The following is a 21,861-nucleotide window of genomic DNA, read 5'->3' as shown; positions in this document are numbered from 1 at the left end:
CGGCCCGCGTTGGCGTCGAGGTGATGGGTTAAGTAGTATGTTGTCGTACAACATGGTACGCCTGAGATCGATCCATGAGGTTGCGGGTTTACCCGGGAATTGTTCAGATATTGGGGAATGTCATGAAGCCGTGCAGCGGATGAATCACATCCGATGACGTATGACATCGGGTGTGAGTATCCGGTTGCTGCCGGGCGACGCCGGCCCGGCGGTGTGTCGTCCGTTATGCCATCGACACGACGCTGTTCAGCAGCGTCTTCACGAGCACGGCCTGTCGCGTCGCGCCCGTTTTCGCGAAGATCCCGCGCAGGTGTGCGCGGGCGGTGTTCTTCGTGATGCCGGTCGCGGCGGCCGCCTCGTCGAGCGTCAGGCCGTCGACGAGCAGCAGCGCGATCTCGGTTTCCATCGGCGTCAGCCGGAACAGCCGGTGCAGCATGTCGCGCGACGTCTGCGGCGACGCCGCCGGATCGCGGATGAAGACCGCCACGGCCGGCCGGTGCTGGCGGTCCTGCGCGCCGCGATAGGGCGCGAGCGGGCGCAGCAGCACGTTCAACGGCATCGCGCCGCCGGGGCGCGACAGCGTGGTGGCTTCGATGCGCGCGAGCGCACCCGTGCGGAAATGCTCGAGCGCGGCCTGCAGCGCCTTCTGCAGCCGGCGCTCGTCGAGCGGGCATGACGCATGCAGCCGGTCCTGGCGCAGGCACAGGCCGTTCTGCTGCTCGATCAGCCGCTCGGCGATGCGGTTGTGCTTGATCACGCGACCGTCCTCGTCGACGATCGCGGTGCCGACATCGAGCCGGTCGACGGTGCCGGCGTACAGCGCGCGTTCGGCATCGAGCACGTCGAGCGCCGCGTGCAGCTCGACTGCGCGCTGCAGGTGCGGCAGCAGCGTGGCGACCCGCGCGCGCTCGGCCGGGTCGAACTCGCGGCCGCCATGCGCGCGGCTCACGAAGAACGCGCATTCGACGCCGCGCTCGCCGCGCAGGTTCGCGCCGAGGATGTAGCGCAGGTCGAGCGGCTGCAGGTATTGCCGATAGAAGTCATGCGCGCGCCAGCGGGCTTCGCCGAACAGCGCATCGGCCGTGAAGACCTGGCCGGCCGGCTGGTCGAGAAACGGGCAGAGCGCATAGAACTGCTCGCTGTACGACGGCTCGCCGGGCAGCAGCGGGCCGTGGCTCGATGCGTTGATGATGAGTCCGCGCCGCGTGCCGCCGGGATTGCGCAGCACGAGCGTCGTGAAGCTCGCGTCGAGCCGCACGCGGATCGCTTCGAGAAAGCCCGCCCACGGCGTCGCTTCGGACGGGCCCTGGTAGACGAGCCCAAGCCACGCGCTCAGCTCGCGGGCGCTCCAGGCGGCGTCGTCGAAACCGTCGTGCGCGGCCGTATCGCCGGGCGCCAGCGCGATCAGCATGCTCGTGTTCTCCTCGATCGGGTGAATGCTCCCGACCCAGCATACCGACCGGCCAGCGGCCCGCGTCATCCGAACGGAGTAGACGACGCGGGCCGTGCCCGTACGACGCCGCCGAAGCGGCTTATACGGCGCGTTCGCGCAGCAGGTACGCGACGATCCGGTCCGCCGCGGCTTCCGGCGATTCGGCCACCGTATCGATGCGCAATTCCGGCTGCGCGGGCGGCTCGTACGGCGAGTCGATGCCGGTGAAGTGCTTCAGCTCGCCCTTGCGCGCCTTCTTGTACAGCCCCTTCGGATCGCGTTCCTCGGCAATCGCGAGCGGCGTGTCGACGAACACTTCGACGAACTCGTCCGGGCCGACCATCGCGCGCGCCATGTCGCGCTCCGCGCGGAACGGCGAGATGAACGACACGAGCGCGATGAGCCCCGCGTCGAGCATCAGCCGCGCGACTTCGGCCACGCGCCGGATGTTCTCGACGCGATCGGCCTCGGTGAAGCCGAGATCGCGATTGAGCCCGTGCCGCACGTTGTCGCCGTCGAGCAGGTACGTGTGCTTGCCGAGCGCATGCAGCCGCCGTTCGACGAGATTCGCGATCGTCGACTTGCCGGCGCCCGACAGGCCGGTCAGCCACACGATGCGCGGCGTCTGCGCCTTCTGCAGCGCACGCGCGTCGCGGTCGACGTCGACGGCCTGCCAGTGCACGTTGTGCGCGCGGCGCAGCGCGAAGTGCAGCATCCCCGCGCCGACCGTGTCGTTGGTGAAGCGGTCGATCACGATGAAGCCGCCGGTGTGGCGGTTGCGGTCGTACGGATCGAAGGCGACGGGCCGGTCGAAGCTCAGGTTGCACACGCCGATCTCGTTCAGCGCGAGCGTACGCGCGGCGAGATGCTCGCGCGTGTTCACGTCGATCTTGTATTTCGGCGTCGCGCAGGTGGCGCTGACGGTCTGCGTGCCGAGCTTCACGAGATAAGGCCGGCCCGGCAGCAGCGGTTCGTCGTGCATCCACACGAGCGTCGCCTCGAACTGGTCGGCCACTTCCGGCGGCGCGTCGGCGCGCGCGATCATGTCGCCGCGGCTGATGTCGATTTCGTCGGCGAGCGTGAGCGTCACCGCTTCGCCGGCGCGCGCGACGTCGGCTTCGCCGGCCGGCGTGATCACCGACACGACGCGGCTCTCCTTGCCGGACGGCAGCACGCGCACGCGCTCGCCGACGCGGACTTCGCCGGACGCGATGCTGCCGGCGTAACCGCGGAAGTTCAGGTGCGGGCGATTGACCCATTGCACGGGCAGCCGGAACGGTTCGTCGCGCGTCACGCGCTCGACGAGCGGTAGCGTGTCGAGATGCTGCATCAGCGTCGGGCCCGCATACCACGGCATCCGAGAACTCGGCGCGATCACGTTGTCGCCGCGTAGTGCCGACATAGGAATACTGACGATCTCCTCGAGACCGAGTTCGGCCGCGAACGCGCGATAGTCGGCATCGATGCGTTCGAACACCGCGCGATCGTAGTCGACCAGGTCCATCTTGTTGATCGCGAGCACGATGCGCTTGATGCCGATCAGCGCGACGAGATGGCTGTGGCGGCGCGTCTGCGTGAGCACGCCCTTGCGCGCGTCGATCAGGATGACGGCAAGATCGGCGGTCGATGCGCCGGTGATCATGTTGCGCGTGTACTGCTCGTGACCGGGCGTATCGGCGACGATGAACTTGCGCCGCGCGGTCGCGAAGAAGCGGTACGCGACGTCGATCGTGATCCCTTGCTCGCGCTCGGCCGACAGGCCGTCGACGAGCAGCGCGAAATCGAGTTCGCCGCCTTGCGTGCCGACTTTCTTCGAATCGGCTTCGAGCTGCGTCAGCTGATCGTCGAACAGCATGTTCGATTCGTAGAGCAGGCGGCCGATCAGCGTGCTCTTGCCGTCGTCGACGCTGCCGCAGGTGATGAAGCGCAGCAGGTCCTTCGTTTGCGTATCGTCGGTGTGCCTGTCGAGCGTATCGGGCGTATCGCGCAGATCGGACGCCGCGTGCGCGAGCGCGTCGGGGGAAGCGAGAACGTGTGCCATCAGAAATATCCCTCCTGTTTCTTCTTTTCCATCGAACCGGCCGAATCGCTGTCGATCAGCCGTCCCTGGCGCTCGGACGTGCGCGTGTCGCGCATCTCCTGCAGGATGTCGTCGAGCGATGTCGCATCGCTGTCGATCGCGCCGGTCAGCGGATAGCAGCCGAGCGTGCGAAAGCGCACCTTGCGCATCTGCGGCACTTCGCCGTCACGCAGCGGCAGGCGGTCGTCGTCGACCATGATCAGTGCGCCGTCGCGTTCCACGACGGGGCGCTCCTTCGCGAAGTAGAGCGGCACGATCGGAATGTCGTGAAGCTGGATGTACTGCCAGATGTCGAGCTCGGTCCAGTTGGAAATCGGGAACACGCGCAGGCTTTCCCCCTTGCGCTTGCGTGCGTTGTACAGCGACCAGAGCTCGGGCCGCTGACGCTTCGGATCCCAGCGGTGCTGCTCCGAGCGCAGCGACACGATGCGTTCCTTCGCGCGCGATTTCTCCTCGTCGCGGCGCGCGCCGCCGAACGCGGCGTCGAAGCCGTAGTGGTCGAGCGCCTGCTTGAGCCCCTGCGTCTTCCACACATCGGTGTGCACGGCCGAGCCGTGCGCGAACGGATTGATGTCGTTCGACAGGCCGTCGGGATTCACGTGCACGCGCAGGTCGAGGCCGAGGCGCTCGGCCGTTTCGTCGCGAAACGCGATCATCTCGCGGAACTTCCACGTCGTATCGACGTGCAGCAGCGGAAAGGGCGGCTTCGCCGGGTAGAACGCCTTCATCGCGAGATGCAGCATCACCGAGCTGTCCTTGCCGATCGAGTAGAGCATCACCGGGTTTTCGCTTTCGGCGACCACCTCGCGCATGATGTGGATGCTCTCGGCCTCCAGCCGCTCCAAGTGGGTCAACATCGTTCGTCTCCTTGTTTCATGCCGGCGCCGCGCGACATGTGCGGCGTTTCGTGCATGGCACCAAGGTATCGAGCACGGGCGGTGCCGCTCTTCGTCCGGGTGGACTAACCCCGGGCGCCGTCGGGCAGCGGATCTTTCCTTAGTCCACCCGGACGAAGTGGCGCGCCGGACGCTCGCTTAAGGTGAGCGCTCGACCATCGGCGGAGACGACACATGACGGACGACACACGTGCCACGCAATTGCTTTCGGGCCAGACCTGGGCCGATTTCTGCGACACCCTGAAGCGCAGCGGACAGCAGATCCTGCGCACCGAGGCGCCGGACGATCCGCTTACGCGGGCGGAAGGTTTCCGCTACCTGAGCCGGCTGATGCGCATCGCGCTCGAAATGCACGTCGAGTTCGCGGACGGTGCGTGGCCCGGTTTCTTCTCGCCGTCGCACGAGACCGCGAAGATCGGCGCCGACAATCCCGACAACCTCTACCAGTACGCACGCATCGACGGCCGCTGCGCATATCGCGTGACGGGGCGGCGCGGCACGGTCGCGTACCTGAGCTTCGGCACGCAGAAGGGCGGGTACGAGACCGACGGCAAGATGCTGCAGACGGGCTTTCTCGATGCGAAGCAACTCGAGGTCGCGCCGGACGGCAGCTTCGAGATCGTGCTGAGCGAGACGTCGCGCGCGGGCAACTGGGTGCGCATGGAGCCCGGCACGAACGCGCTGCTGGTGCGCCAGACCTTCCTCGACAGGCGCGCGGAGACGCCCGCGCAACTGAAGATCGAGCGCATCGGCGCGCACGAGCGGCCGGCGCCGCTCGATCCGCTCGCGCTGCAAGGCGGCCTCACGCGCGCCGCGCAGTTCGTCGAGCAGACGTCGAAGCTGTTCGCGGACTGGGCCGCGAGCTACGGGTCGCACGTGAACGCGCTGCCGCCCGCGGACCAGGCGCTGTGCCAGTCGGTCGGCGGCGACCCGAACATCTACTACTACCACTCGTGCTGGTCGCTGGCCGAGGACGAAGCGCTGGTGATCGACGTCGACACGGTGCCGGACTGCGACTTCTGGAACGTGCAGCTCAACAACTACTGGATGGAGTCGCTCGACTACCGGAACTTCGACATCAGCGTGAACAAGCACAGCGCGCGGCTGAATACCGACGGCGGCGTGACGGTGGTGGTCGCCGCGTCGCGGCCGGGCGGCGCGAACTGGCTCGATACGGCCGGGCATCGCACGGGCACGATCTGCTGGCGCTGGGTCGGCGCCGCGCAGCCGGTGCATCCGCGCACGCGCGTCGTGAAGCTCGCCGCGCTGAAGGAGGCCGCATGAACGCGCTGCTCGACCCGATCCGCGCGCAGCTCGACGCCGACGGACTGATTGCCGAGGCCGTGTCGCGCACCGGCGGACTTACCGCGTTCGGCGACGGCCCGTATCGCGAGGCGCTCGACGTGATGTGCGCATCGCTGATCGACGAAGCGAAGCTGTCAGGGCGCGGCGCTCAGATGATGCGCGAGAAGCTCGTCGGCCAGCTCGTGAACCGGCTCGTCGTCGAGGATTACTTCCGTCGTCATCCGGAGATCGCCGACATCGCGATCGACGATCCGCTCGTGATCGTCGGCCTGCCGCGCACCGGTACGACGCTGTTGCAGCGGCTGCTTGCCGTCGACGCGCGGTTTCATTCGGCCGCATGGTGGGAAACGCGCTATCCGGCGCCGCTCGCCGGCGAGACGCTCGCCGCGCCGACCGTGCGCATTGCGCGCGCGCAGGCCGAAGTCGCGACGATGATCGACTGCATTCCGCAGATCCTGACGATCCATCCGCTCGACGCGATGCTCGCCGACGAAGAATTCATGCTGATGGAGCATTCGTTCGTGTGCGCGATGGATTCGTACGCGAACGTGCCGCGCTACACGGCGTGGCTCGCGCAGCAGGACCTGACGCCGGTCTATACGTACCTGAAGCGGATGCTGCAGTTCCTGCAGTGGCAGAAGGCGCGGCGCGGCGTCGCGCCGGCCGGGCGCTGGCTCTTGAAGACGCCGCAGCACCTGCACGCGCTCGACGTGCTGTGCCGCGTGTTTCCGCGTGCGCAGGTCGTGCTCACGCACCGCGATCCGGCGCAGACGATTCCGTCGATGGCGAGCATGGCGCACACGCTGTGGCAGATGTATGCGGACGACCCGGACCCGCTCGCGGTCGGCGCGCAGTGGAACGCGGGGATGGCGCGCGCGATAGGCGCCGCGATGAGCGCGCGCGACGCGCTGCCCGCCGACCGGTTTCTCGACGTGCGTTTCGAGGACACCGTATCGAATCCGCTCGGCGTCGCCGAAGCCGTGTACCGCTTCGCGGGGATGCCGCTCGATGCGGCGCAGCGCGCGGCGATGACGGACTGGATGGCGCGCAACGGCCGCGACAAGCGCGCGGCGCACGACTATTCGATCGCGCGCTTCGGCTTCACCGATGCGCAGCTCGCGCACGACTTCGCCGCGTATCGCGCGCGGCACCTGCAGGCGGCCGGCTGACGGCACGCCGCAAGACGAACGACAACCAGGAGACAACCCATGTTGCTGAAGGACAAGATCGTCGTGATTTCCGGGATCGGGCCCGGGCTCGGCGTGAAGCTTGCGGTCGAGGCGGCGCGCGAGGGCGCGCGCGGCGTGGTGGTCGCGGCGCGCACGATGGAAAAGCTCGACGATGCGGAGGCCCGGATCCGCGAGCTGGGCGTTGCGTGCGACGTGCTGAAGGTGCGCACCGACATCGCCGAGCGTGCGCAATGCCGGCGGCTCGCGACACAGACGATCGAGCGCTTCGGCCGGATCGACGCGCTCGTGAACAGCGCGTTCGTGCACGGCACGTTTCCGGAGCCGGTCGAGGAGGCCGATCTGGACGGCTGGCGCGCGGTGTTCGACACCAACGTGTTCGGGACGATGACGCTCACGCAGGAAGTCGTGCCGCACATGAAGCGGCAGAAGCGCGGCGCGATCGTGATGATCAACACGCAGGCGACCCGCAAGCCATTTGCAGGGGAATCGGGCTACGCTGTATCGAAGGGCGCGCTCGCGGTTGCGGCAAAATACCTGGCGCGCGAACTCGGCGTGCACGGCATCCGCGCGAACAGCATCCACATGGGCTGGATGTGGGGCGTGCCGACGCAGACGTATTTCCGGCAGGCCGCGGCCGAATACGGGATGACGGAAGACGAGATCATCGCGCCGATCGCGTCGAACATCGCGCTCGCGAAGCTGCCGACCGACGACGATTGCGCGCGCGCGGCGCTGTTCCTGGCGTCGGATTACGCGAACGCGGTGACCGGCGCGACGCTCGATGCGAACGGCGGCGATTTCATGCCCTGAGGAGGGAGTAACGGATCATGCGGGAAAACCATCAGGGACGGCATTTCTTCGCGTTCAACGGCGATGCGGACGGCCTGTGCGCGCTGCAGCAGCTGCGGCTCGCGGAAGGGGCGTCGGGCACGCTCGTGACGGGCGTGAAGCGCGACATCAAGCTGCTCGAGCGGATCGATGCGCGCGAGGGCGATCGCGTGACCGTGCTCGACGTGTCGCACGACCAGAATCGCGACGCGTGCGCACGGCTGCTGCGCGACGGCGCGGCGGTCCGCTATTTCGATCATCACTTCGCGGGCGATCTGCCGGGCGATGCGCGTTTCGACGCGTATATCGACACGGCGGCCGACGTCTGCACGAGCGCGCTCGTGAATCGCTATCTCGACGGCCGGCACGTGCGCTGGGCGATCGTCGCGGCGTTCGGCGACGAATTGCCGGCGCTCGGCGACGCGCTGGCGCGCGAGCACGGGATCGACGAAGCCGAGCGGTGCACGCTTGCCGAACTCGGGCTCTATCTGAACTACAACGCATATGGCGAGTGCGTCGGCGATCTGCATTTCGATCCTGCCGTGCTGGCCGACGCGATGCTGCCGTGCGTCGATCCGCTCGACTTCGTGCGCGGCACGCCGGTGTTCGCCGCGCTGCGCGACGGCTACCGCGACGACATGGCGCTAGCGTGCGCGCTCGCACCGCTGCGCGACGTGCCGGGCGCGACGCTGATCAGGATGCCGGATCATCCATGGGCGCGGCGCGCGACGGGCATGCTCGCGAACGAGCGGATGCGCAACGCGCCGCATGCGGCGCTCGCGGTGCTGTCGCCGCGTGCGCAGGGCGGGCTGGTCGTCAGCGTGCGCGTGCCCGACGGCCGGCCGCTCGGCGCCGACGAGTTCTGCCGCGGGTTCCCGACCGGCGGCGGACGCAAGCGCGCGGGCGGCATCAACCATCTGCCGGAAACCGAGTTCGACGCGTTCGCCGCGCGCTTCGAAGCGGCATTCCGTCTCGACTGACCCGAGGGGCCGGGACGCGCGCCGTGCCGCGAGGCCACGGCGCGCGCGTCATGCGGCGTGCGGGTTCAACCGGTCGCGCCCGCCAGTACGGGCGGCACGTTGTGGCCGTAGCAACGTTCCTCGACACGCTCGGCGATGCGCCAGCCCAGGGCCGTACGCACGAACCGGTCGACGTACCAGAGCCCGAGAAACATCACCTGCGTGCCGCCGTCCGGCAGCACGACTTCCATCGGATTGAAGCAGATCGTGCGGCCGCGCGCGGTGTCGCCGTCGAGCGTGATCGATACGTTACCCACCATGTGCTGGTACCGCGGAAACTGCGGCAGCACGGTGCGCAGCCATGCCTTCACGTCCGGATACGCGCCGGCGATGCCGCCCATCGCGCGATAGTCGATCGCGGCGTCGCGCGTGAACACGGCATCGAGCGCGTCGAAGTTGCGCACGTCGATCGCGCTCGAATACGCGACGATCAGCTCGCGGATGTCGTGATGATCGGAGAGCGTCTGCAAATCGGGCATCGATCGTGCTCCGTCACGCACGCTTGCGCCGGCGCGCCGCATGCAGGGCTTCCGCACGCTGCTTCACGTCGCGCGCGCACTGGTCGAACCCCTGTTTCACCCAGCCGCCGTGCTCGCGCATGATCGTTTCCGCGTTGACGCCGAGGAACTGGTCGGTCGTGAAGTAGCGGCAGCGTTCGGCGCCGTCGGCTTCGACGTATTGATCGCGGCGCGCGGCGTCCTTGTTGTCGTCGGTCGGGCGCTGTTCCCATGACAGCAGGCGTCCGGACTCGCACGCGACGAGGATCTCGTTGACCGGAATCACGGTGTCCGTGCCCGGAATGCGCACCTGCATGTACACGAAGTCGCCGATCCGGCCGGTCGTTTCGAGGCCGATGCAGAACGTGTTCCATTCGCCGTAGCGCGGGAAATCGGTCAGCACTTCCCAGACGACGGAAGCGGGCGCGTCGATGTCGACGGTGATCGAGGTGACGAGGTTGGCTGGTTTGGTCATGGCAGGTATCGGGTGAAATTGAGAGGAGGGCGGGACCGCGAGTGCGCGCCTGAGTCGCCGGCGTATGCGGGTATGGCGGATGCGCCGCGCATCGCGGCGAACCCGACGTCGAGCGTAGGCCGGTGCACGCGGGGAAGAATCGTCGGAATGGACTAAGGCGTTTCACCGGGCCGGCGATTCGGCGATTGGACTGTGGCATCGCCGGTCAGCGGCGCCTGGGCGTGCGGAGCATGCATCCCGGACATCGACATCGCCCGACCCTGCCGCGACAATACGGGTCACTTTTGAGTTTCCTGCCGCGAGGTGTCAGTGCCAGCCAAGTCGTCCGTTGCTCCGGCGATCGTGTGGTTCCGCGACGATCTGCGCGTGACCGATCAGCCCGTGCCGCCGCGCGCTCGATGCGCTGGCCACGTTGCCGAAGCGTCGCTAGCGGCGCGTTGCGCCGCCGATCGTCCCTGGCGGGCGGCATGGCGTGCCGCGTCACTCGCAGAACGCCGCGTGCTCGAGCAGCGCGAGCGCGACGCCCGAATCGAAGTAGGCCGCGCCGCACCACGCGACGAACGCGAGCGCGCCGGCGGCGAGCGCCGTGCGGATCAGGCCCATGCGGCCTTGCCCGGTGCCGGGCGTGCGACGCGTGCGTCGTCGATCGGCAGGTGCAGCAGCGCCGCCAGCACGCCGAGCGCGATCGAGCCGATCCACAGCGGCAGGTACGAATGCGTCGCGTCGTACACGAGCGCGCCGAGCCACACGCCGAAGAAGCTGCCGAGCTGGTGGCCGAAGAACACGAAGCCGAACAGCGTCGCGATGTAGCGCACGCCGAACACCTGCGAGATCACGCCGTTGGTCAGCGGCACCGTGCCGAGCCACGTGAAGCCCATCACGGCTGCGAACACGTAGACGCTCGCGGGCGACAGCGGTGCCGCGACGAACGCGGCCATCGTCAGCGCGCGCACGAGATACAGCACCGACAGCACGTACTTGCGCCGCAGCAGGCCGCCGAGATGGCCGCATGCATAGGTGCCGGCCACGTTGGTCAGCGCGATCAGCGCGAGCGCGACGCTGGCATGGCGCGCCGGCAGGCCGTGATCGAGCAGATAGGCGGGCAGGTGGGTCGCGATGAACGCGAGCTGGAATCCGCATGCGAAGAAACCGGCGTTCAGCAGCCAGAAGCCGCGATGCGCGAACGCTTCGCGCACGGCCGCGCCGATCGACTGGTCGGGGCCGTCCGCATGGCCGGCGGCCTGCGCGGGCTGGTCGCGCACGAACATGGCGAGCGGCGCGAGCAAGGCCGCGACGAGCGCCAGCGCGATGAACGCATGCTGCCAGCCGATGCCGCCGATCAGCACCTGCGCGACCGGCACCATGCAGAACTGGCCGAGCCCGCCGATCGCACCGGCGACGCCGAGCGCCCAGCCGCGCCGGTCGGGCGGAAACAGGCGGCTCAGCGCGCCGTAGATCGACGCGAAGGCCGAACCCGACAGCGCGATGCCGATCACGAGCCCCGCGCCGACCGTGAACGCGCCGGTCGATGCCGCCAGCGCCATCATGACGAGCCCGGCCGCGTACAGCAGCATGCCGGCCACGATCACGCGCAGCGACCCGAAGCGGTCCGCGATCATTCCCGTGAACGGCTGCGCGATTCCCCAGATCAGGTTCTGCAGCGCGAGCGCGAGGCCGAACGCTTCGCGCGACCAGCCGTGGTCGAGCGTGACGGGGGCGAGAAACAGTCCCTGCACGTGGCGGATGCCGAGCGCTGCGCCCATGATCAGGCCGCCGGCGAGCACCGGCAGCCAGCGGCGCCGGACGTCTTGTTCGATCGGGGTCATGCGTGTCTCCGGATGAATGCATGCGGCGCGAGGGCCGCGTTCGATCCGATTAGACGATCCGGCCGCGATGTCGCTCAAGCGATCATTCGGTCGGGTTCGCATGCGTGGTGGGAATGCGACGGGACTGGCGGCGATGCAGGACGGAGCGGTGCGGACAGGCGGTGCGAATCGGGACGATGGCGGCGGCGGAGCGGGCATACGTCCGGATCGCTTGCCGAGACGCGATCCAGCCTGCCATGCCGCGCCGGCGTCACTTTCCGGCCCGATGCGGAAAATCGGAAAATCGCGCCCGGCTTACGGCTGCGTCACGTCGTACACATGCATCGCCGCATCGCACTCGACCGCTTCCGCGACGATCCAGTCGCGCACGTCGGCGACTTCGCGCCGCGGGGCCGGATCATGCCGGAACAGCCAGTAGCCGTACGCATCCGACAGCGCCTGCGAGTGCGGGCCGAGCACCGCGAGCCGCCCGTCCGCGAGCATCGGCGCGACGAGCGCGAGCCGTCCGAGCGCAACGCCCTGGCCGGCGATCGCGGCCTGGATCACCTGGTCGTACTGGTTGAAGCGCAGCACGCCCTTCGGGCGCGCATCGCCGAGCCCGGCCGCGTGCAGATGCGCGCGCCACTGCAGTTGCGGTTGCGGCGGCCCGTCGAATTCGAGCAGCACGTGATCGGCGATCGCGGCCGCGTCGGTGACGGGCCGCGCGGCGAGCGCCGGATGCGCGACCGGCACCACGATCTCGTCGAACAGCCGCAGTGCGCCGGCCGGCGCGCGCTCGCGCGGGCAGTAGCGGATCCCCAGGTCGATGCCTTCCGCGCGCAAATCGAGTACCTTGTCGTTCGCGGCGACGCGCAAGTCGATGTCGGGCAGGCGCGCCTGCAGGCGCCCGAGTCGCGGCAGCAGCCACAGCGCGGTGACGCCGATGCTCGCGGTGATCGTGACGGGCTGACGCTCGCGCACGGCGGCGAGCGATGCGACGGTGTCCTGCAGGCTGAGCAATGCCGCATCCGCGGCGCGGAACAGCCGTTCGCCTTCCGGCGTGAACGCGATCTTGCGATAGCCGCGCTGCAGCAGCGCGACGCCGAGATGCGCTTCGAGCGCATGCACCTGGCGGCTGACCGCCGATTGCGTGACGCACAGATCCTGCGCGGCGAGCGTGATGCTCATGCGGCGGCCGACGGCGACGAAGCCGCGCACGAGGTCCAGCGACGGGAGACGGACGAGCGGCGTTGACATGCGTTTGGCTCATGCGAACGGAGCAGCAAGATTGGTTGAGAACGCGGGGCGCGTCAAGTTCAATGGAGGCTGGCCGACGATCGCGGGCGCGGGGTCATGCGGGGCGGCACAGGAGACAGGATGACGATTTCGAACGAAGCAGGCGGTGCCGTGCAGGCCGCGGGCCCGACGGAGCGCGCGGCCGGTGCGTTGCCGCCCGAGCCCGTGACGCTGAGCGCGGCCGACGGCTACACGCTGCGCGGCTACGTGTGGCGCCATCGCGGGGGCGGCGGGGCCGCGCGGCCCGTGACGGTCGTCAATTGCGCGACCTCGGTGCGTTGCGACTATTACTTCCGCTTCGCGGCGTGGCTGTTCGCGCAGGGGCGCGACGTGCTCGTGTACGACTATCGCGGGATCGGCGGATCGCGCCCCGCGCAGCTCGCGAAGCTGCGCGCGAACTGGCTCGACTGGGGGCGGCTCGATTGCGAGGCCGCGCTGCGCTACGCGCTCGATGCGTTTCCCGGCCAGCCGCTCGACGTCGTCGCGCACAGCATCGGCGGGTGTGTGCTCGGGCTCGCGGCGTCGAACGCGCACGTGCGTCACGTCGTGACCGTCGGCGCGCAGTATGCGTACTGGCGCGACTATCGCCCGGAAGAGCGGCGGCGCATGTGGTGGAAGTGGCACGTCGCGATGCCGGCGCTCGCGGCCGTGTTCGGCTACGTGCCCGCGAAACGGCTCGGCTGGATGGAAGATACGCCGCGCGGCGTCGCGCTGTCGTGGGTGCGATCGCAGCCGCGCTTCGAGGACACCTACACGCGCGGCCTGCTCGCCGAGAGCGCCGCGAGCCGCGCGGCGTTGCCGGACCGTTTCGCGCGGCTCGCGGCGCCGATGCTCGCGATCGGTCTCGACGACGACGGGTTCGGCACGGTCGACGCGATCGAACGGCTGGTCGGCTACTACACGGACAGCGACGTCACGCACCTGCGGATCGCGCCGCGCGATATCGGCGTCGACGCGATCGGCCACTTCGCGTTCTTCCACAGCCGCTTCACCGACACGCTGTGGCCGGTCGCGCTGTACTGGCTGCAGCACGGCGCGCTGCCGGCCGACGCGCCGGGCAGCGTTCACGCGCGTCATCCGGCCCAACGTGCGCGACGGGCGGCAAGCGGCGTGCCGGGCGTCGCCGCGAACGGGTGAGCGTGCGCGGCGTGCAGCCGTGCGCGGCGCGGCGATGAAGACGATGACGAACACATGCACGGTGCCGCCGCGCATGATGCAAATCGCTCCGCACCGGCTCCTGATCGACGCAATCGATTAACATCGGACGTTTCGTTCCACTGCCACTGGCTGCTGCGTGCCGATGTCCATTCCGCCCGATTCCGGTTTCCCTGCCGACACGCCCCGCGCGTGGCGCTTGCACATGCTCGACGTGCCGCCGGCCGCGTCACGTGCCGGCGTGCAGGTCGCGCGCATCGATTTCGATTGGCACGTGCCGCTCGCGTCACCCGCGTATGCGGCGCTGAGCGATGCCGAGCGCACGCGCGCCGGACGGTACTTCAGGCACGAGGACGCGGTGCGCAGCGCCGGCACGCGTGCCGCGCTGCGCGACGTGCTGGGCGCCGCGCTCGGCGTTGCGCCGAATCGCATCGCGATCGTCGTCGACGCATCGGGACGTCCGTCGCTGGACCCGGCGCATCGCACATCGCTCGATTTCAACGTATCGCACGCGGGCGATCACGCGCTGATCGCGTGGGCGGCTGCCGCGCGCGTCGGCGTCGACATCGAATGCTGCGACCGGCCGACCGACTGGCGTGCGCTGACGAGCGAAGTGTGCGCCCCCGCCGAGGCAGCGTATCTCGACAGCCTGCCGCCCGCCGCCCGCGCGGACGCGTTCATGCGCGTGTGGTCCGCGAAGGAGGCGCTGCTGAAGGCGCTCGGCACCGGCATCGGCGGCGGGTTGCGTGCGTTCGCGGTGGTGCCGCCGCGCGATGCGGCGACACCGGCGACGACGATCGTCGCGCCGGCTGCGCCGGCCGCCGGCGTGGCCGCGTTCGACGCGGGCTGGCTCGACGCCGCGCCCGGCTACGCGGCGTGCGTCGCGTGGACGCGCTGAGCGGGCGTCCGCCCGCGGCAATTACTCGAGCGGTGCGTCGTTGGGTGCCGCATAGCGCGCCTTGATCACGTCGCTCATCGGGAAGTCGAACGCGAGCCCCTTCGGCGGCACCGGCTTCATGAACCACTTGTCGTACAGCGCGTTGATCTCGCCGCTCTTCATCAGCTGCACGAGCACGCCATCCACGAGCGCCTTGAACTGCGGATCGTCCTTGCGCGACATGAACCCGTACGCTTCCGACGATTGCGGCGTGCCGACGATCGCCCAGTCGGCCGGCTTCGCCGCGAGCTGGCGCACGCCGGCGAGCAGCACGTCGTCCATCATGTAAGCGGCCGCGCGGCCGGATTCGAGCGTGAGGCGTCCTTCGCCGTAGTCCTTCGCGCTGATGATCTGCATGTTCATCTTCTTTTCCTCGTTCATCTTGCGCAGCAGGCGCTCGGACGTCGTGCCCTGGTTCGTCACGACCGTCTTGCCGGCGAGATCGGGGAAGTCGTGGATGCCCGAATTCGTGCGCGTGAGCAGGCGCGTGGTCGCGACGAAGAAGGTGGTCGAGAACGCGACCTGGGCGTGCCGTGCGGCGAGGTTGGTGGTCACCCCGCATTCGAGATCGACGGTGCCGTTCTGCACGATCGGGATACGGTTCTGCGACGTGACCGGGATGAAGCGCACCTGCAGGTCGGGCTTGCCGGTGCGCGCCTTCACGGCGGCGATCACGCGATCGCACAGATCCTGCGAGAAACCGATGACCTTGCCGCTGGTGTCGACATAGGAGAACGGCACCGACGTCTCGCGATGGCCGATCGAGATCAGGTTGTTCTGCCGGATCTTCTCGAGCGTGCCGGACAGCGGCTCGGCTGCGACCGGCGCGCCGCACGCGAGCGCGCACGAGGCGACGAGCAGGCTGCGGCCGAAAAGGGCGGTCAACCGGGGCGGGATGTTCATGGCGAGTCTCCGTAGGCGGATTGTAGGCGAGTGAGGATTCGTATGTTGCCAAAGACAAAATAATTGCAACATATGTTAAACGCGGAGTGCGTCAGGCCGACCCGGCGGGCCGCGCCGGACATCAGGGAAACTCCCGAGTCGAAATCATGAAAAACGGGGTTGTCTAGACAAGTTCCGGTGGCTAAACTGCAAGCCATCCCGAACTTGTCTAGACAGGATTGCTCACATGATTACGTTGACCCCCGGCCACCTGACCCTCCCGCAACTGCGCAAGATCGCTCGCGAATCCATGCAGCTCACGCTCGACCCGGCGAGCTTCGCGAAGATCGACGCCGGCGCGAAGGCCGTCGCCGACATCGCGGCGAAGGGCGAGCCGGCATACGGCATCAACACGGGCTTCGGCCGTCTGGCCAGCACGCACATCCCGCACGACCAGCTCGAGCTGCTGCAGAAGAACCTGGTGTTGTCGCACGCCGTCGGCGTGGGCGAGCCGATGGCGCGCTCGTCGGTGCGCCTGCTGATGGCGCTGAAGCTGTCGAGCCTCGGCCGCGGCCACTCGGGTATCCGCCGCGAAGTGATGGACGCGCTGATCACGCTGTTCAACGCCGACGTGCTGCCGCTGATCCCGGTGAAGGGCTCGGTCGGCGCATCGGGCGACCTCGCGCCGCTCGCACACATGTCGGCCGTGCTGCTCGGCGTCGGTGAAGTGTTCATCCGCGGCGAGCGCGCCAGCGCGCTCGACGGTCTGCGTGTCGCGGGCCTCGCGCCGCTGACGCTGCAGGCGAAGGAAGGCCTCGCGCTGCTGAACGGCACGCAGGCATCGACCGCACTGGCGCTCGACAACATGTTCGCGATCGAAGACCTGTACCGCACCGCGCTCGTCGCGGGTGCGCTGTCGGTCGACGCGGCAGCCGGCTCGGTGAAGCCGTTCGACGCACGTATTCACGAACTGCGCGGCCATCAAGGCCAGATCGACGCGGCGGCGTCGTACCGCGACCTGCTCGAAGGTTCGCCGATCAACCAGTCGCACCGCGACTGCGACAAGGTGCAGGATCCGTACAGCCTGCGCTGCCAGCCGCAGGTGATGGGCGCGTGCCTGGACCAGATGCGTCACGCGGCCGCCGTGCTGCTCGTCGAAGCGAACGCCGTGTCGGACAACCCGCTGATCTTCCCGGATACCGGCGAAGTGCTGTCGGGCGGCAACTTCCACGCCGAACCCGTCGCGTTCGCGGCCGACAACCTCGCGCTCGCCGCTTCGGAAATCGGCGCGCTGGCCGAACGCCGCATCGCGCTGCTGATCGACGCGACGCTGTCGGGTCTGCCCCCGTTCCTCGTGCGGGACGGCGGCGTGAACTCGGGCTTCATGATCGCCCACGTGACGGCTGCCGCACTGGCATCGGAAAACAAGACGCTCGCGCACCCGGCGTCGGTCGACTCGCTGCCGACCTCGGCGAACCAGGAAGACCACGTGTCGATGGCGACGTTCGCCGCGCGCAAGCTCGCCGACATCGCGGACAACACGAAGCACATCCTCGCGATCGAACTGCTGGCCGCGGCACAAGGCGTCGACCTGCGCGCGCCGTACCACACGAGCCCGAAGCTGGCGCCGGTGATGGAAACGATCCGCGGCAAGGTTGCGCACTACGAGCTCGACCACTACTTCGCACCGGACATCGCCGTGATCGCGAAGCTCGTCGGCGAGCGCGCGTTCGCGAAGGTCGCGCCGTTCTCGTTCGCATCGGAACAGTAAGCCCATGAGTGCGCCGGTCTACCAGGAGATCAAGGATTTCATCCTGGGCCGCATTCACGCCGGCGAGTGGGCGGAGGGCGACCAGGTGCCCTCCGAGAACGAACTGGCCCGCGAGTTCAAGGTCGCGCGCATGACCGTCAACCGCGCGTTGCGCGAGTTGACGGCCGAGCAGGTGCTGACGCGCATGAAGGGCGCCGGCACCTACGTCGCGCGGCCGAAGTACGAGTCGACGCTGGTTGCGATCCGCAGCATTTCGGAGGAGGTCGGCGCGCGCGGGCATGCGTATCACGCCAGCGTGCTCGGCCTCGCGACGATCCGCGCCGACGAGGCGCTCGCCGACGAGATGCAGGTGACCGTGCGCACGAAGCTGTTTCATTCGCAGGTGTTGCACTTCGAGAACGACGAACCCGTCCAGCTCGAAGAACGATGGGTGAATCCGGCGGTCGCGCCGGATTATGCCGAGCAGGATTTCACGAATACGACGCCGAACCTGTACCTGATGCGCGCGGCACCGCTGCAGCGCGTCGAGTACCGGATCGAAGCGGCGGCTCCGGCGCCCGAGCGGCGCGAGCAGTTGCGGATGGACGACGTCGAGCCGTGTCTGGTTTTACATCGGCGTACCTGGTCGCAGGGCGTCGTCGCCTCGGTGGCGAATTTGTGGCATCCCGGCAGCCGTTATCGCTTCACCGGGCATTTCTGATTCCTTATTGATATTCACTTTCCCTCGGGAGCAGTCGTCATGAACCATCCGAAACACATCGATCCCCGTCTCGATCCGACGCGCACGATCCGCGCACCGCGCGGCAGCGAGAAGGTCTGCAAGACCTGGCTGGCCGAAGCGGCCTACCGGATGATCCAGAACAACCTCGACGCGGAAGTCGCCGAGCACCCGCACGCACTCGTCGTGTACGGCGGCATCGGCCGCGCGGCGCGCAACTGGGAATGCTACGACCAGATCCTCGCGTCGCTGAAGGATCTCGAAGAGAACGAGACGCTGCTGATCCAGTCGGGCAAGCCGGTCGGTGTGTTCCGCACGCACAAGGATGCGCCGCGCGTGCTGCTCGCGAACTCGAACCTCGTGCCGCACTGGGCGAACTGGGATCACTTCCACGAACTCGACCGCAAGGGCCTGATGATGTACGGTCAGATGACGGCCGGCAGCTGGATCTACATCGGTAGCCAGGGCATCGTGCAGGGCACCTACGAAACCTTCTTCTCGGTCGCGAACCAGCACTTCAACGGCGATCCGTCGGGCCGCTGGATCCTGACGGGCGGCCTGGGCGGCATGGGCGGCGCGCAGCCGCTGGCAGCGACGATGGCCGGCTTCTCGATGATCGCGGTCGAATGCGACGAGACGCGCATCGATTTCCGTCTGAAGACGCGTTACGTCGACAAGAAGGCGACGACGCTCGACGAAGCGCTCGGCATGATCGAGGAAGCGAAGCGCACCGGCAAGCCGGTGTCGATCGGCCTGCTCGGCAACGCGGCCGACGTGTTCCCGGAACTCGTCAAGCGCGGCATCACGCCGGATTGCGTGACCGATCAGACGAGCGCGCACGACCCGATCAACGGCTACCTGCCGCAAGGCTGGACCGTCGCGCAATGGCGCGAAGCGCAGAAGGTCGACCCGCAGAGCATCGTGAAGGTCGCGAAGCAGTCGATGGCCGTCCAGGTGCAGGCGATGCTGGATCTGCAGGAACGTGGCGCGGCGACGCTCGACTACGGCAACAACATCCGCCAGATGGCGCTGGAAATGGGCGTCGAGAACGCATTCGACTTCCCGGGCTTCGTGCCGGCGTATATCCGCCCGCTGTTCTGCGAAGGCAAGGGCCCGTTCCGCTGGGTCGCGCTGTCGGGCGATCCGGAAGACATCTACAAGACCGACCAGAAGGTGAAGGAGCTGATCCCCGACGATCCGCACCTGCACAACTGGCTCGACATGGCACGTGAGCGCATCGCGTTCCAGGGCCTGCCGGCACGGATCTGCTGGGTTGGCGTGAAGGATCGCTATCGCCTCGGCCAGGCGTTCAACGAGATGGTGAAGAACGGCGAACTGAAGGCCCCGATCGTGATCGGCCGCGACCACCTCGACACGGGTTCGGTCGCGAGCCCGAACCGCGAGACGGAATCGATGAAGGACGGTTCGGACGCCGTGAGCGACTGGCCGCTGCTGAACGCGCTGCTGAACACCGCAGGCGGCGCATCGTGGGTGTCGCTGCATCATGGCGGCGGCGTCGGCATGGGCTTCTCGCAGCACTCGGGCGTCGTGATCGTCGCCGACGGCACCGCCGATGCGCACGAGCGTCTCGGTCGCGTGCTGCTGAACGATCCGGCGACGGGCGTGATGCGCCACGCGGATGCCGGCTACGAACTCGCGCAGCAGACGGCCCGCGAAGCCGGCCTGAAGCTGCCGATGCTCGGCCGCTGAGCATGACGGCGCTCGACCAGGCGCCGGTGATCGCGACGACGATCCGCGCAGCGGATCTCGTCGCATCGCCGTGGAAGAACGGTGGCGGCGTGACGCGCGAAATCGGCGCGTTCCCGCCGGGCGCCGCGCTCGATACGTTCGCATGGCGCGTGAGCGTCGCGGACGTCGGCGCGGCCGGGCCGTTCTCGCGTTTCGACGGCATCGACCGCACGCTCGTGCTGCTGTCCGGCGCGGGCATGACGCTCGCGGAAGCGGGCGGTGCGAAGCACGTGCTCGACGTGCCGCTCGCGCGCGCGGATTTCGCGGGCGAAGCGGCGATCGACGCGACGCTGCACGACGGCGCGACGCGCGACTTCAACCTGATGACGCGCCGTTCGGCTGCGCGCGGGTCGGTCGACGTGTGGCCCGAAGGCACGCACCGTGTCGAGCGCGCCGATACCGTGCTGCTGTTTTGCGCGACCGGCGCGGTCGGCGTCGAGATCGACGGCGCGCACTACGCGCTGCAGGAAATGGACACGCTGCGGCTCGACGGGCCGCGGCGTGCGCTTGACGTCGTCGTGAGCGGAGGCGGCGCGCTGCTCGCCGTGTCGCTCACCGTCGGCGAACGAGACTGAACGCATGAAACCGACTGTCTGGCATCACCTGAGGCTGTGTCCGCACGGCCATCCCGACGAAACGATCGACGACGCGGCGATCGCCGTCGACGAAACCGGCACGATCGCATGGCTCGGCGCGTTCTCCGCGCTGCCGCACGGCTATGCGCACTGGCAGCGCGAGGATTTGCACGGCGCGTGGGTGACGCCGGGCCTCGTCGACTGCCACACGCACCTCGTGTATGGCGGCACGCGCGCCGACGAGTTCGCGCAGCGCCTCGCGGGCGTCAGCTACGAGGAGATCGCGCGGCAGGGCGGCGGGATCGTGTCGACGGTGCGCGCGACGCGCGCGGCCGACGAGACGGCGCTGTTCGTGCAGGCCGCCTCACGCCTGCAGCCGCTGCTCGCCGAAGGCGTGACCGCGCTCGAGATCAAGTCGGGCTACGGGCTCGACCTCGCGAGCGAACGCAAGATGCTGCGCGTCGCGCGCCAGCTGGGCGAGCGTTTCCCGGTCACCGTGTACACCACGTTCCTCGGCGCGCACGCGCTGCCGCCGGAATATGCGGGCCGCGCGGACGAATACATCGACGAAGTGTGCGAACGCATGCTGCCGGCGCTGGCCGACGAAGGGCTCGTCGACGCGGTCGACGTGTTCTGCGAACGCATCGGTTTTTCGCTCGCGCAGACCGAGCGCGTATTCGAGGCCGCGACGCGGCGCGGCTTGCCCGTGAAGCTGCACGCGGAACAGCTGTCGAACGCGGGCGGCACCGCACTGGCCGCGCGTTACCGCGCGCTGTCCGCCGATCACCTCGAGTTTCTCGACGAAGCTGGCATCGAAGCCATGAAGGCGGCCGGCACGGTCGCCGTGCTGCTGCCCGGCGCGTACTACTTCATCCGCGAAACGCAATTGCCGCCGCTCGACCTGCTGCGCAAGCACGGCGTGCCGATCGCGCTCGCGACCGATCACAATCCCGGCACGTCGCCGCTCGAATCGCTGCTGCTGACGATGAACATGGGCTGCACGCTGTTCCGCATGACGGTACCCGAGGTGCTGCAGGGCGTGACGCGCCATGCGGCCGCGGCGCTCGGCCGCGCGGATCGCCATGGTGCGCTCGAAGCCGGCCGCCAGGCCGACTTCGCGGTCTGGCCGGTCGGCTCGCTGGCGGAGCTCGCTTACTGGATCGGCCGGCCGCTGTGCCAGCAGGTCGTGCGCGGCGGTGCGACCGTGTTTCGCCGGACGAACGGCCAGCCCTGGACGAATCGAGACTGACG

The 21,861-nt window shown here is 68.5% G+C and carries 20 protein-coding genes; 11 read left to right on the top strand and 9 right to left on the bottom strand.

From position 1 onward, the window contains the following. Positions 1-223: 223 nt before the first annotated feature. The 3 genes from DCN14_RS26310 to cysD form a co-directional block, all read right to left on the bottom strand. The gene (locus DCN14_RS26310) at positions 224-1,411 is read right to left on the bottom strand and encodes a helix-turn-helix transcriptional regulator (protein ID WP_096508659.1); all 1,188 of its coding nucleotides are present in this window, start codon (positions 1,409-1,411) and stop codon (positions 224-226) included. A 121-nt stretch (positions 1,412-1,532) separates the two neighbouring features. Next, positions 1,533-3,473, bottom strand: coding sequence for a sulfate adenylyltransferase subunit CysN (gene cysN, locus DCN14_RS26305; protein ID WP_096508658.1), 1,941 nt, complete (start codon positions 3,471-3,473; stop codon positions 1,533-1,535). Then, complete coding sequence (cysD, locus tag DCN14_RS26300) at positions 3,473-4,369, bottom strand: sulfate adenylyltransferase subunit CysD (RefSeq protein WP_096508657.1); 897 nt, start codon at positions 4,367-4,369, stop codon at positions 3,473-3,475. Before cysD ends, cysN begins: the two co-directional genes overlap by 1 nt. Positions 4,370-4,582: 213 nt before the next feature. Here cysD and DCN14_RS26295 point away from each other — a divergent pair, with 213 nt between their 5' ends. Genes DCN14_RS26295 through DCN14_RS26280 form a run of 4 tightly spaced genes read left to right on the top strand, consistent with a single transcriptional unit; the run spans position 4,583 to position 8,711 of the window. Continuing rightward, the gene (locus DCN14_RS26295) at positions 4,583-5,692 is read left to right on the top strand and encodes a DUF1214 domain-containing protein (RefSeq protein ID WP_096508656.1); all 1,110 of its coding nucleotides are present in this window, start codon (positions 4,583-4,585) and stop codon (positions 5,690-5,692) included. Further along, positions 5,689-6,882: a sulfotransferase gene (locus DCN14_RS26290; RefSeq protein ID WP_096508655.1), complete on the top strand. Its 1,194-nt coding sequence runs from the start codon at positions 5,689-5,691 to the stop codon at positions 6,880-6,882. The genes DCN14_RS26295 and DCN14_RS26290 overlap by 4 nt, the downstream gene beginning before the upstream one ends. Positions 6,883-6,921: 39 nt before the next feature. Continuing rightward, positions 6,922-7,713 carry an SDR family oxidoreductase gene (locus DCN14_RS26285; protein ID WP_096508654.1) on the top strand — a complete coding sequence of 264 codons (792 nt, stop codon included), beginning with the start codon at positions 6,922-6,924 and terminating at the stop codon, positions 7,711-7,713. 17 nt (positions 7,714-7,730) lie between these two features. Further along, positions 7,731-8,711 carry an acetyltransferase gene (locus tag DCN14_RS26280; protein ID WP_096508653.1) on the top strand — a complete coding sequence of 327 codons (981 nt, stop codon included), beginning with the start codon at positions 7,731-7,733 and terminating at the stop codon, positions 8,709-8,711. 65 nt (positions 8,712-8,776) lie between these two features. Here the strand turns inward: DCN14_RS26280 and DCN14_RS26275 are convergent, their stop codons facing one another. The 5 genes from DCN14_RS26275 to DCN14_RS26260 all read right to left on the bottom strand — a co-directional run bounded on the left by DCN14_RS26275 (position 8,777) and on the right by DCN14_RS26260 (position 12,784). Next, complete coding sequence (locus tag DCN14_RS26275) at positions 8,777-9,229, bottom strand: nuclear transport factor 2 family protein (RefSeq protein ID WP_096508652.1); 453 nt, start codon at positions 9,227-9,229, stop codon at positions 8,777-8,779. Positions 9,230-9,242: 13 nt separating this feature from the next. Next, entirely contained in the window at positions 9,243-9,722 is a 480-nt protein-coding gene (locus tag DCN14_RS26270) for an SRPBCC domain-containing protein (protein ID WP_096508651.1), read from the bottom strand. A 480-nt stretch (positions 9,723-10,202) separates the two neighbouring features. Beyond that, positions 10,203-10,325 carry a hypothetical protein gene (locus DCN14_RS39045; RefSeq protein ID WP_275404940.1) on the bottom strand — a complete coding sequence of 41 codons (123 nt, stop codon included), beginning with the start codon at positions 10,323-10,325 and terminating at the stop codon, positions 10,203-10,205. Beyond that, positions 10,316-11,548, bottom strand: coding sequence for an MFS transporter (locus tag DCN14_RS26265; RefSeq protein ID WP_096508650.1), 1,233 nt, complete (start codon positions 11,546-11,548; stop codon positions 10,316-10,318). The genes DCN14_RS39045 and DCN14_RS26265 overlap by 10 nt, the downstream gene beginning before the upstream one ends. Before the next feature lie 294 nt (positions 11,549-11,842). Further along, positions 11,843-12,784, bottom strand: a complete 942-nt coding sequence (locus tag DCN14_RS26260) for a LysR substrate-binding domain-containing protein (protein WP_115531448.1) — start codon at positions 12,782-12,784, stop codon at positions 11,843-11,845. Positions 12,785-12,904: 120 nt separating this feature from the next. Between DCN14_RS26260 and DCN14_RS26255 the strand changes: the two genes are divergently transcribed. Together DCN14_RS26255 and DCN14_RS26250 are read left to right on the top strand one after the other, a co-directional pair. Beyond that, positions 12,905-13,960 (top strand): alpha/beta fold hydrolase, encoded by a 1,056-nt coding sequence (locus tag DCN14_RS26255; protein ID WP_096508648.1) that lies wholly within the window; start codon positions 12,905-12,907, stop codon positions 13,958-13,960. A gap of 163 nt (positions 13,961-14,123) precedes the next feature. Beyond that, on the top strand, positions 14,124-14,876 hold the full coding sequence (locus DCN14_RS26250; RefSeq protein ID WP_096508647.1) for a 4'-phosphopantetheinyl transferase superfamily protein: 753 nt from the start codon (positions 14,124-14,126) through the stop codon (positions 14,874-14,876). Positions 14,877-14,897: 21 nt separating this feature from the next. Here DCN14_RS26250 and DCN14_RS26245 read toward each other — a convergent pair whose 3' ends face one another. Beyond that, a complete protein-coding gene (locus DCN14_RS26245) occupies positions 14,898-15,818 on the bottom strand; it encodes a glutamate/aspartate ABC transporter substrate-binding protein (protein WP_096508646.1) in 921 nt (306 codons plus the stop codon). A 226-nt stretch (positions 15,819-16,044) separates the two neighbouring features. Between DCN14_RS26245 and hutH the strand changes: the two genes are divergently transcribed. From hutH to hutI, 5 genes are read left to right on the top strand one after another with little or no spacing between them, the layout of a single operon-like run. Further along, positions 16,045-17,568, top strand: a complete 1,524-nt coding sequence (hutH, locus tag DCN14_RS26240) for a histidine ammonia-lyase (protein ID WP_096508645.1) — start codon at positions 16,045-16,047, stop codon at positions 17,566-17,568. A 4-nt stretch (positions 17,569-17,572) separates the two neighbouring features. Then, positions 17,573-18,268, top strand: coding sequence for a histidine utilization repressor (gene hutC, locus DCN14_RS26235; protein ID WP_096508644.1), 696 nt, complete (start codon positions 17,573-17,575; stop codon positions 18,266-18,268). 39 nt (positions 18,269-18,307) lie between these two features. Next, a complete protein-coding gene (gene hutU / locus DCN14_RS26230; RefSeq protein ID WP_096508643.1) occupies positions 18,308-19,996 on the top strand; it encodes a urocanate hydratase in 1,689 nt (562 codons plus the stop codon). 2 nt (positions 19,997-19,998) lie between these two features. After that, on the top strand, positions 19,999-20,610 hold the full coding sequence (locus DCN14_RS26225; protein ID WP_096508642.1) for a HutD family protein: 612 nt from the start codon (positions 19,999-20,001) through the stop codon (positions 20,608-20,610). A 4-nt stretch (positions 20,611-20,614) separates the two neighbouring features. Continuing rightward, on the top strand, positions 20,615-21,859 hold the full coding sequence (gene hutI / locus DCN14_RS26220) for an imidazolonepropionase (RefSeq protein WP_096508641.1): 1,245 nt from the start codon (positions 20,615-20,617) through the stop codon (positions 21,857-21,859). Positions 21,860-21,861: the final 2 nt, after the last annotated feature.

This window comes from Burkholderia sp. IDO3, from assembly GCF_003366075.1.
Classification (GTDB): Bacteria; Pseudomonadota; Gammaproteobacteria; order Burkholderiales; family Burkholderiaceae; genus Burkholderia; species Burkholderia anthina.
The sequence above is the reverse complement of the archived record's forward strand: the minus strand, read 5'-3'. Positions and strand labels throughout refer to the sequence as shown.

Coding starts and splice junctions, on each gene's coding strand:
- DCN14_RS26245 (WP_096508646.1), bottom strand. CDS start 15,818: ATGAACATCCCGCCCCGGTTGACCGCCCTTTTCGGCCGCAGCCTGCTC.
- hutH (WP_096508645.1), top strand. CDS start 16,045: ATGATTACGTTGACCCCCGGCCACCTGACCCTCCCGCAACTGCGCAAG.
- hutC (WP_096508644.1), top strand. CDS start 17,573: ATGAGTGCGCCGGTCTACCAGGAGATCAAGGATTTCATCCTGGGCCGC.
- cysN (WP_096508658.1), bottom strand. CDS start 3,473: ATGGCACACGTTCTCGCTTCCCCCGACGCGCTCGCGCACGCGGCGTCC.
- DCN14_RS26285 (WP_096508654.1), top strand. CDS start 6,922: ATGTTGCTGAAGGACAAGATCGTCGTGATTTCCGGGATCGGGCCCGGG.
- DCN14_RS26280 (WP_096508653.1), top strand. CDS start 7,731: ATGCGGGAAAACCATCAGGGACGGCATTTCTTCGCGTTCAACGGCGAT.
- DCN14_RS26290 (WP_096508655.1), top strand. CDS start 5,689: ATGAACGCGCTGCTCGACCCGATCCGCGCGCAGCTCGACGCCGACGGA.
- DCN14_RS39045 (WP_275404940.1), bottom strand. CDS start 10,325: ATGGGCCTGATCCGCACGGCGCTCGCCGCCGGCGCGCTCGCGTTCGTC.
- DCN14_RS26310 (WP_096508659.1), bottom strand. CDS start 1,411: ATGCTGATCGCGCTGGCGCCCGGCGATACGGCCGCGCACGACGGTTTC.
- DCN14_RS26295 (WP_096508656.1), top strand. CDS start 4,583: ATGACGGACGACACACGTGCCACGCAATTGCTTTCGGGCCAGACCTGG.
- DCN14_RS26260 (WP_115531448.1), bottom strand. CDS start 12,784: ATGTCAACGCCGCTCGTCCGTCTCCCGTCGCTGGACCTCGTGCGCGGC.
- cysD (WP_096508657.1), bottom strand. CDS start 4,369: ATGTTGACCCACTTGGAGCGGCTGGAGGCCGAGAGCATCCACATCATG.
- DCN14_RS26265 (WP_096508650.1), bottom strand. CDS start 11,548: ATGACCCCGATCGAACAAGACGTCCGGCGCCGCTGGCTGCCGGTGCTC.
- DCN14_RS26255 (WP_096508648.1), top strand. CDS start 12,905: ATGACGATTTCGAACGAAGCAGGCGGTGCCGTGCAGGCCGCGGGCCCG.
- hutU (WP_096508643.1), top strand. CDS start 18,308: ATGAACCATCCGAAACACATCGATCCCCGTCTCGATCCGACGCGCACG.
- DCN14_RS26270 (WP_096508651.1), bottom strand. CDS start 9,722: ATGACCAAACCAGCCAACCTCGTCACCTCGATCACCGTCGACATCGAC.
- DCN14_RS26225 (WP_096508642.1), top strand. CDS start 19,999: ATGACGGCGCTCGACCAGGCGCCGGTGATCGCGACGACGATCCGCGCA.
- DCN14_RS26250 (WP_096508647.1), top strand. CDS start 14,124: ATGTCCATTCCGCCCGATTCCGGTTTCCCTGCCGACACGCCCCGCGCG.
- DCN14_RS26275 (WP_096508652.1), bottom strand. CDS start 9,229: ATGCCCGATTTGCAGACGCTCTCCGATCATCACGACATCCGCGAGCTG.
- hutI (WP_096508641.1), top strand. CDS start 20,615: ATGAAACCGACTGTCTGGCATCACCTGAGGCTGTGTCCGCACGGCCAT.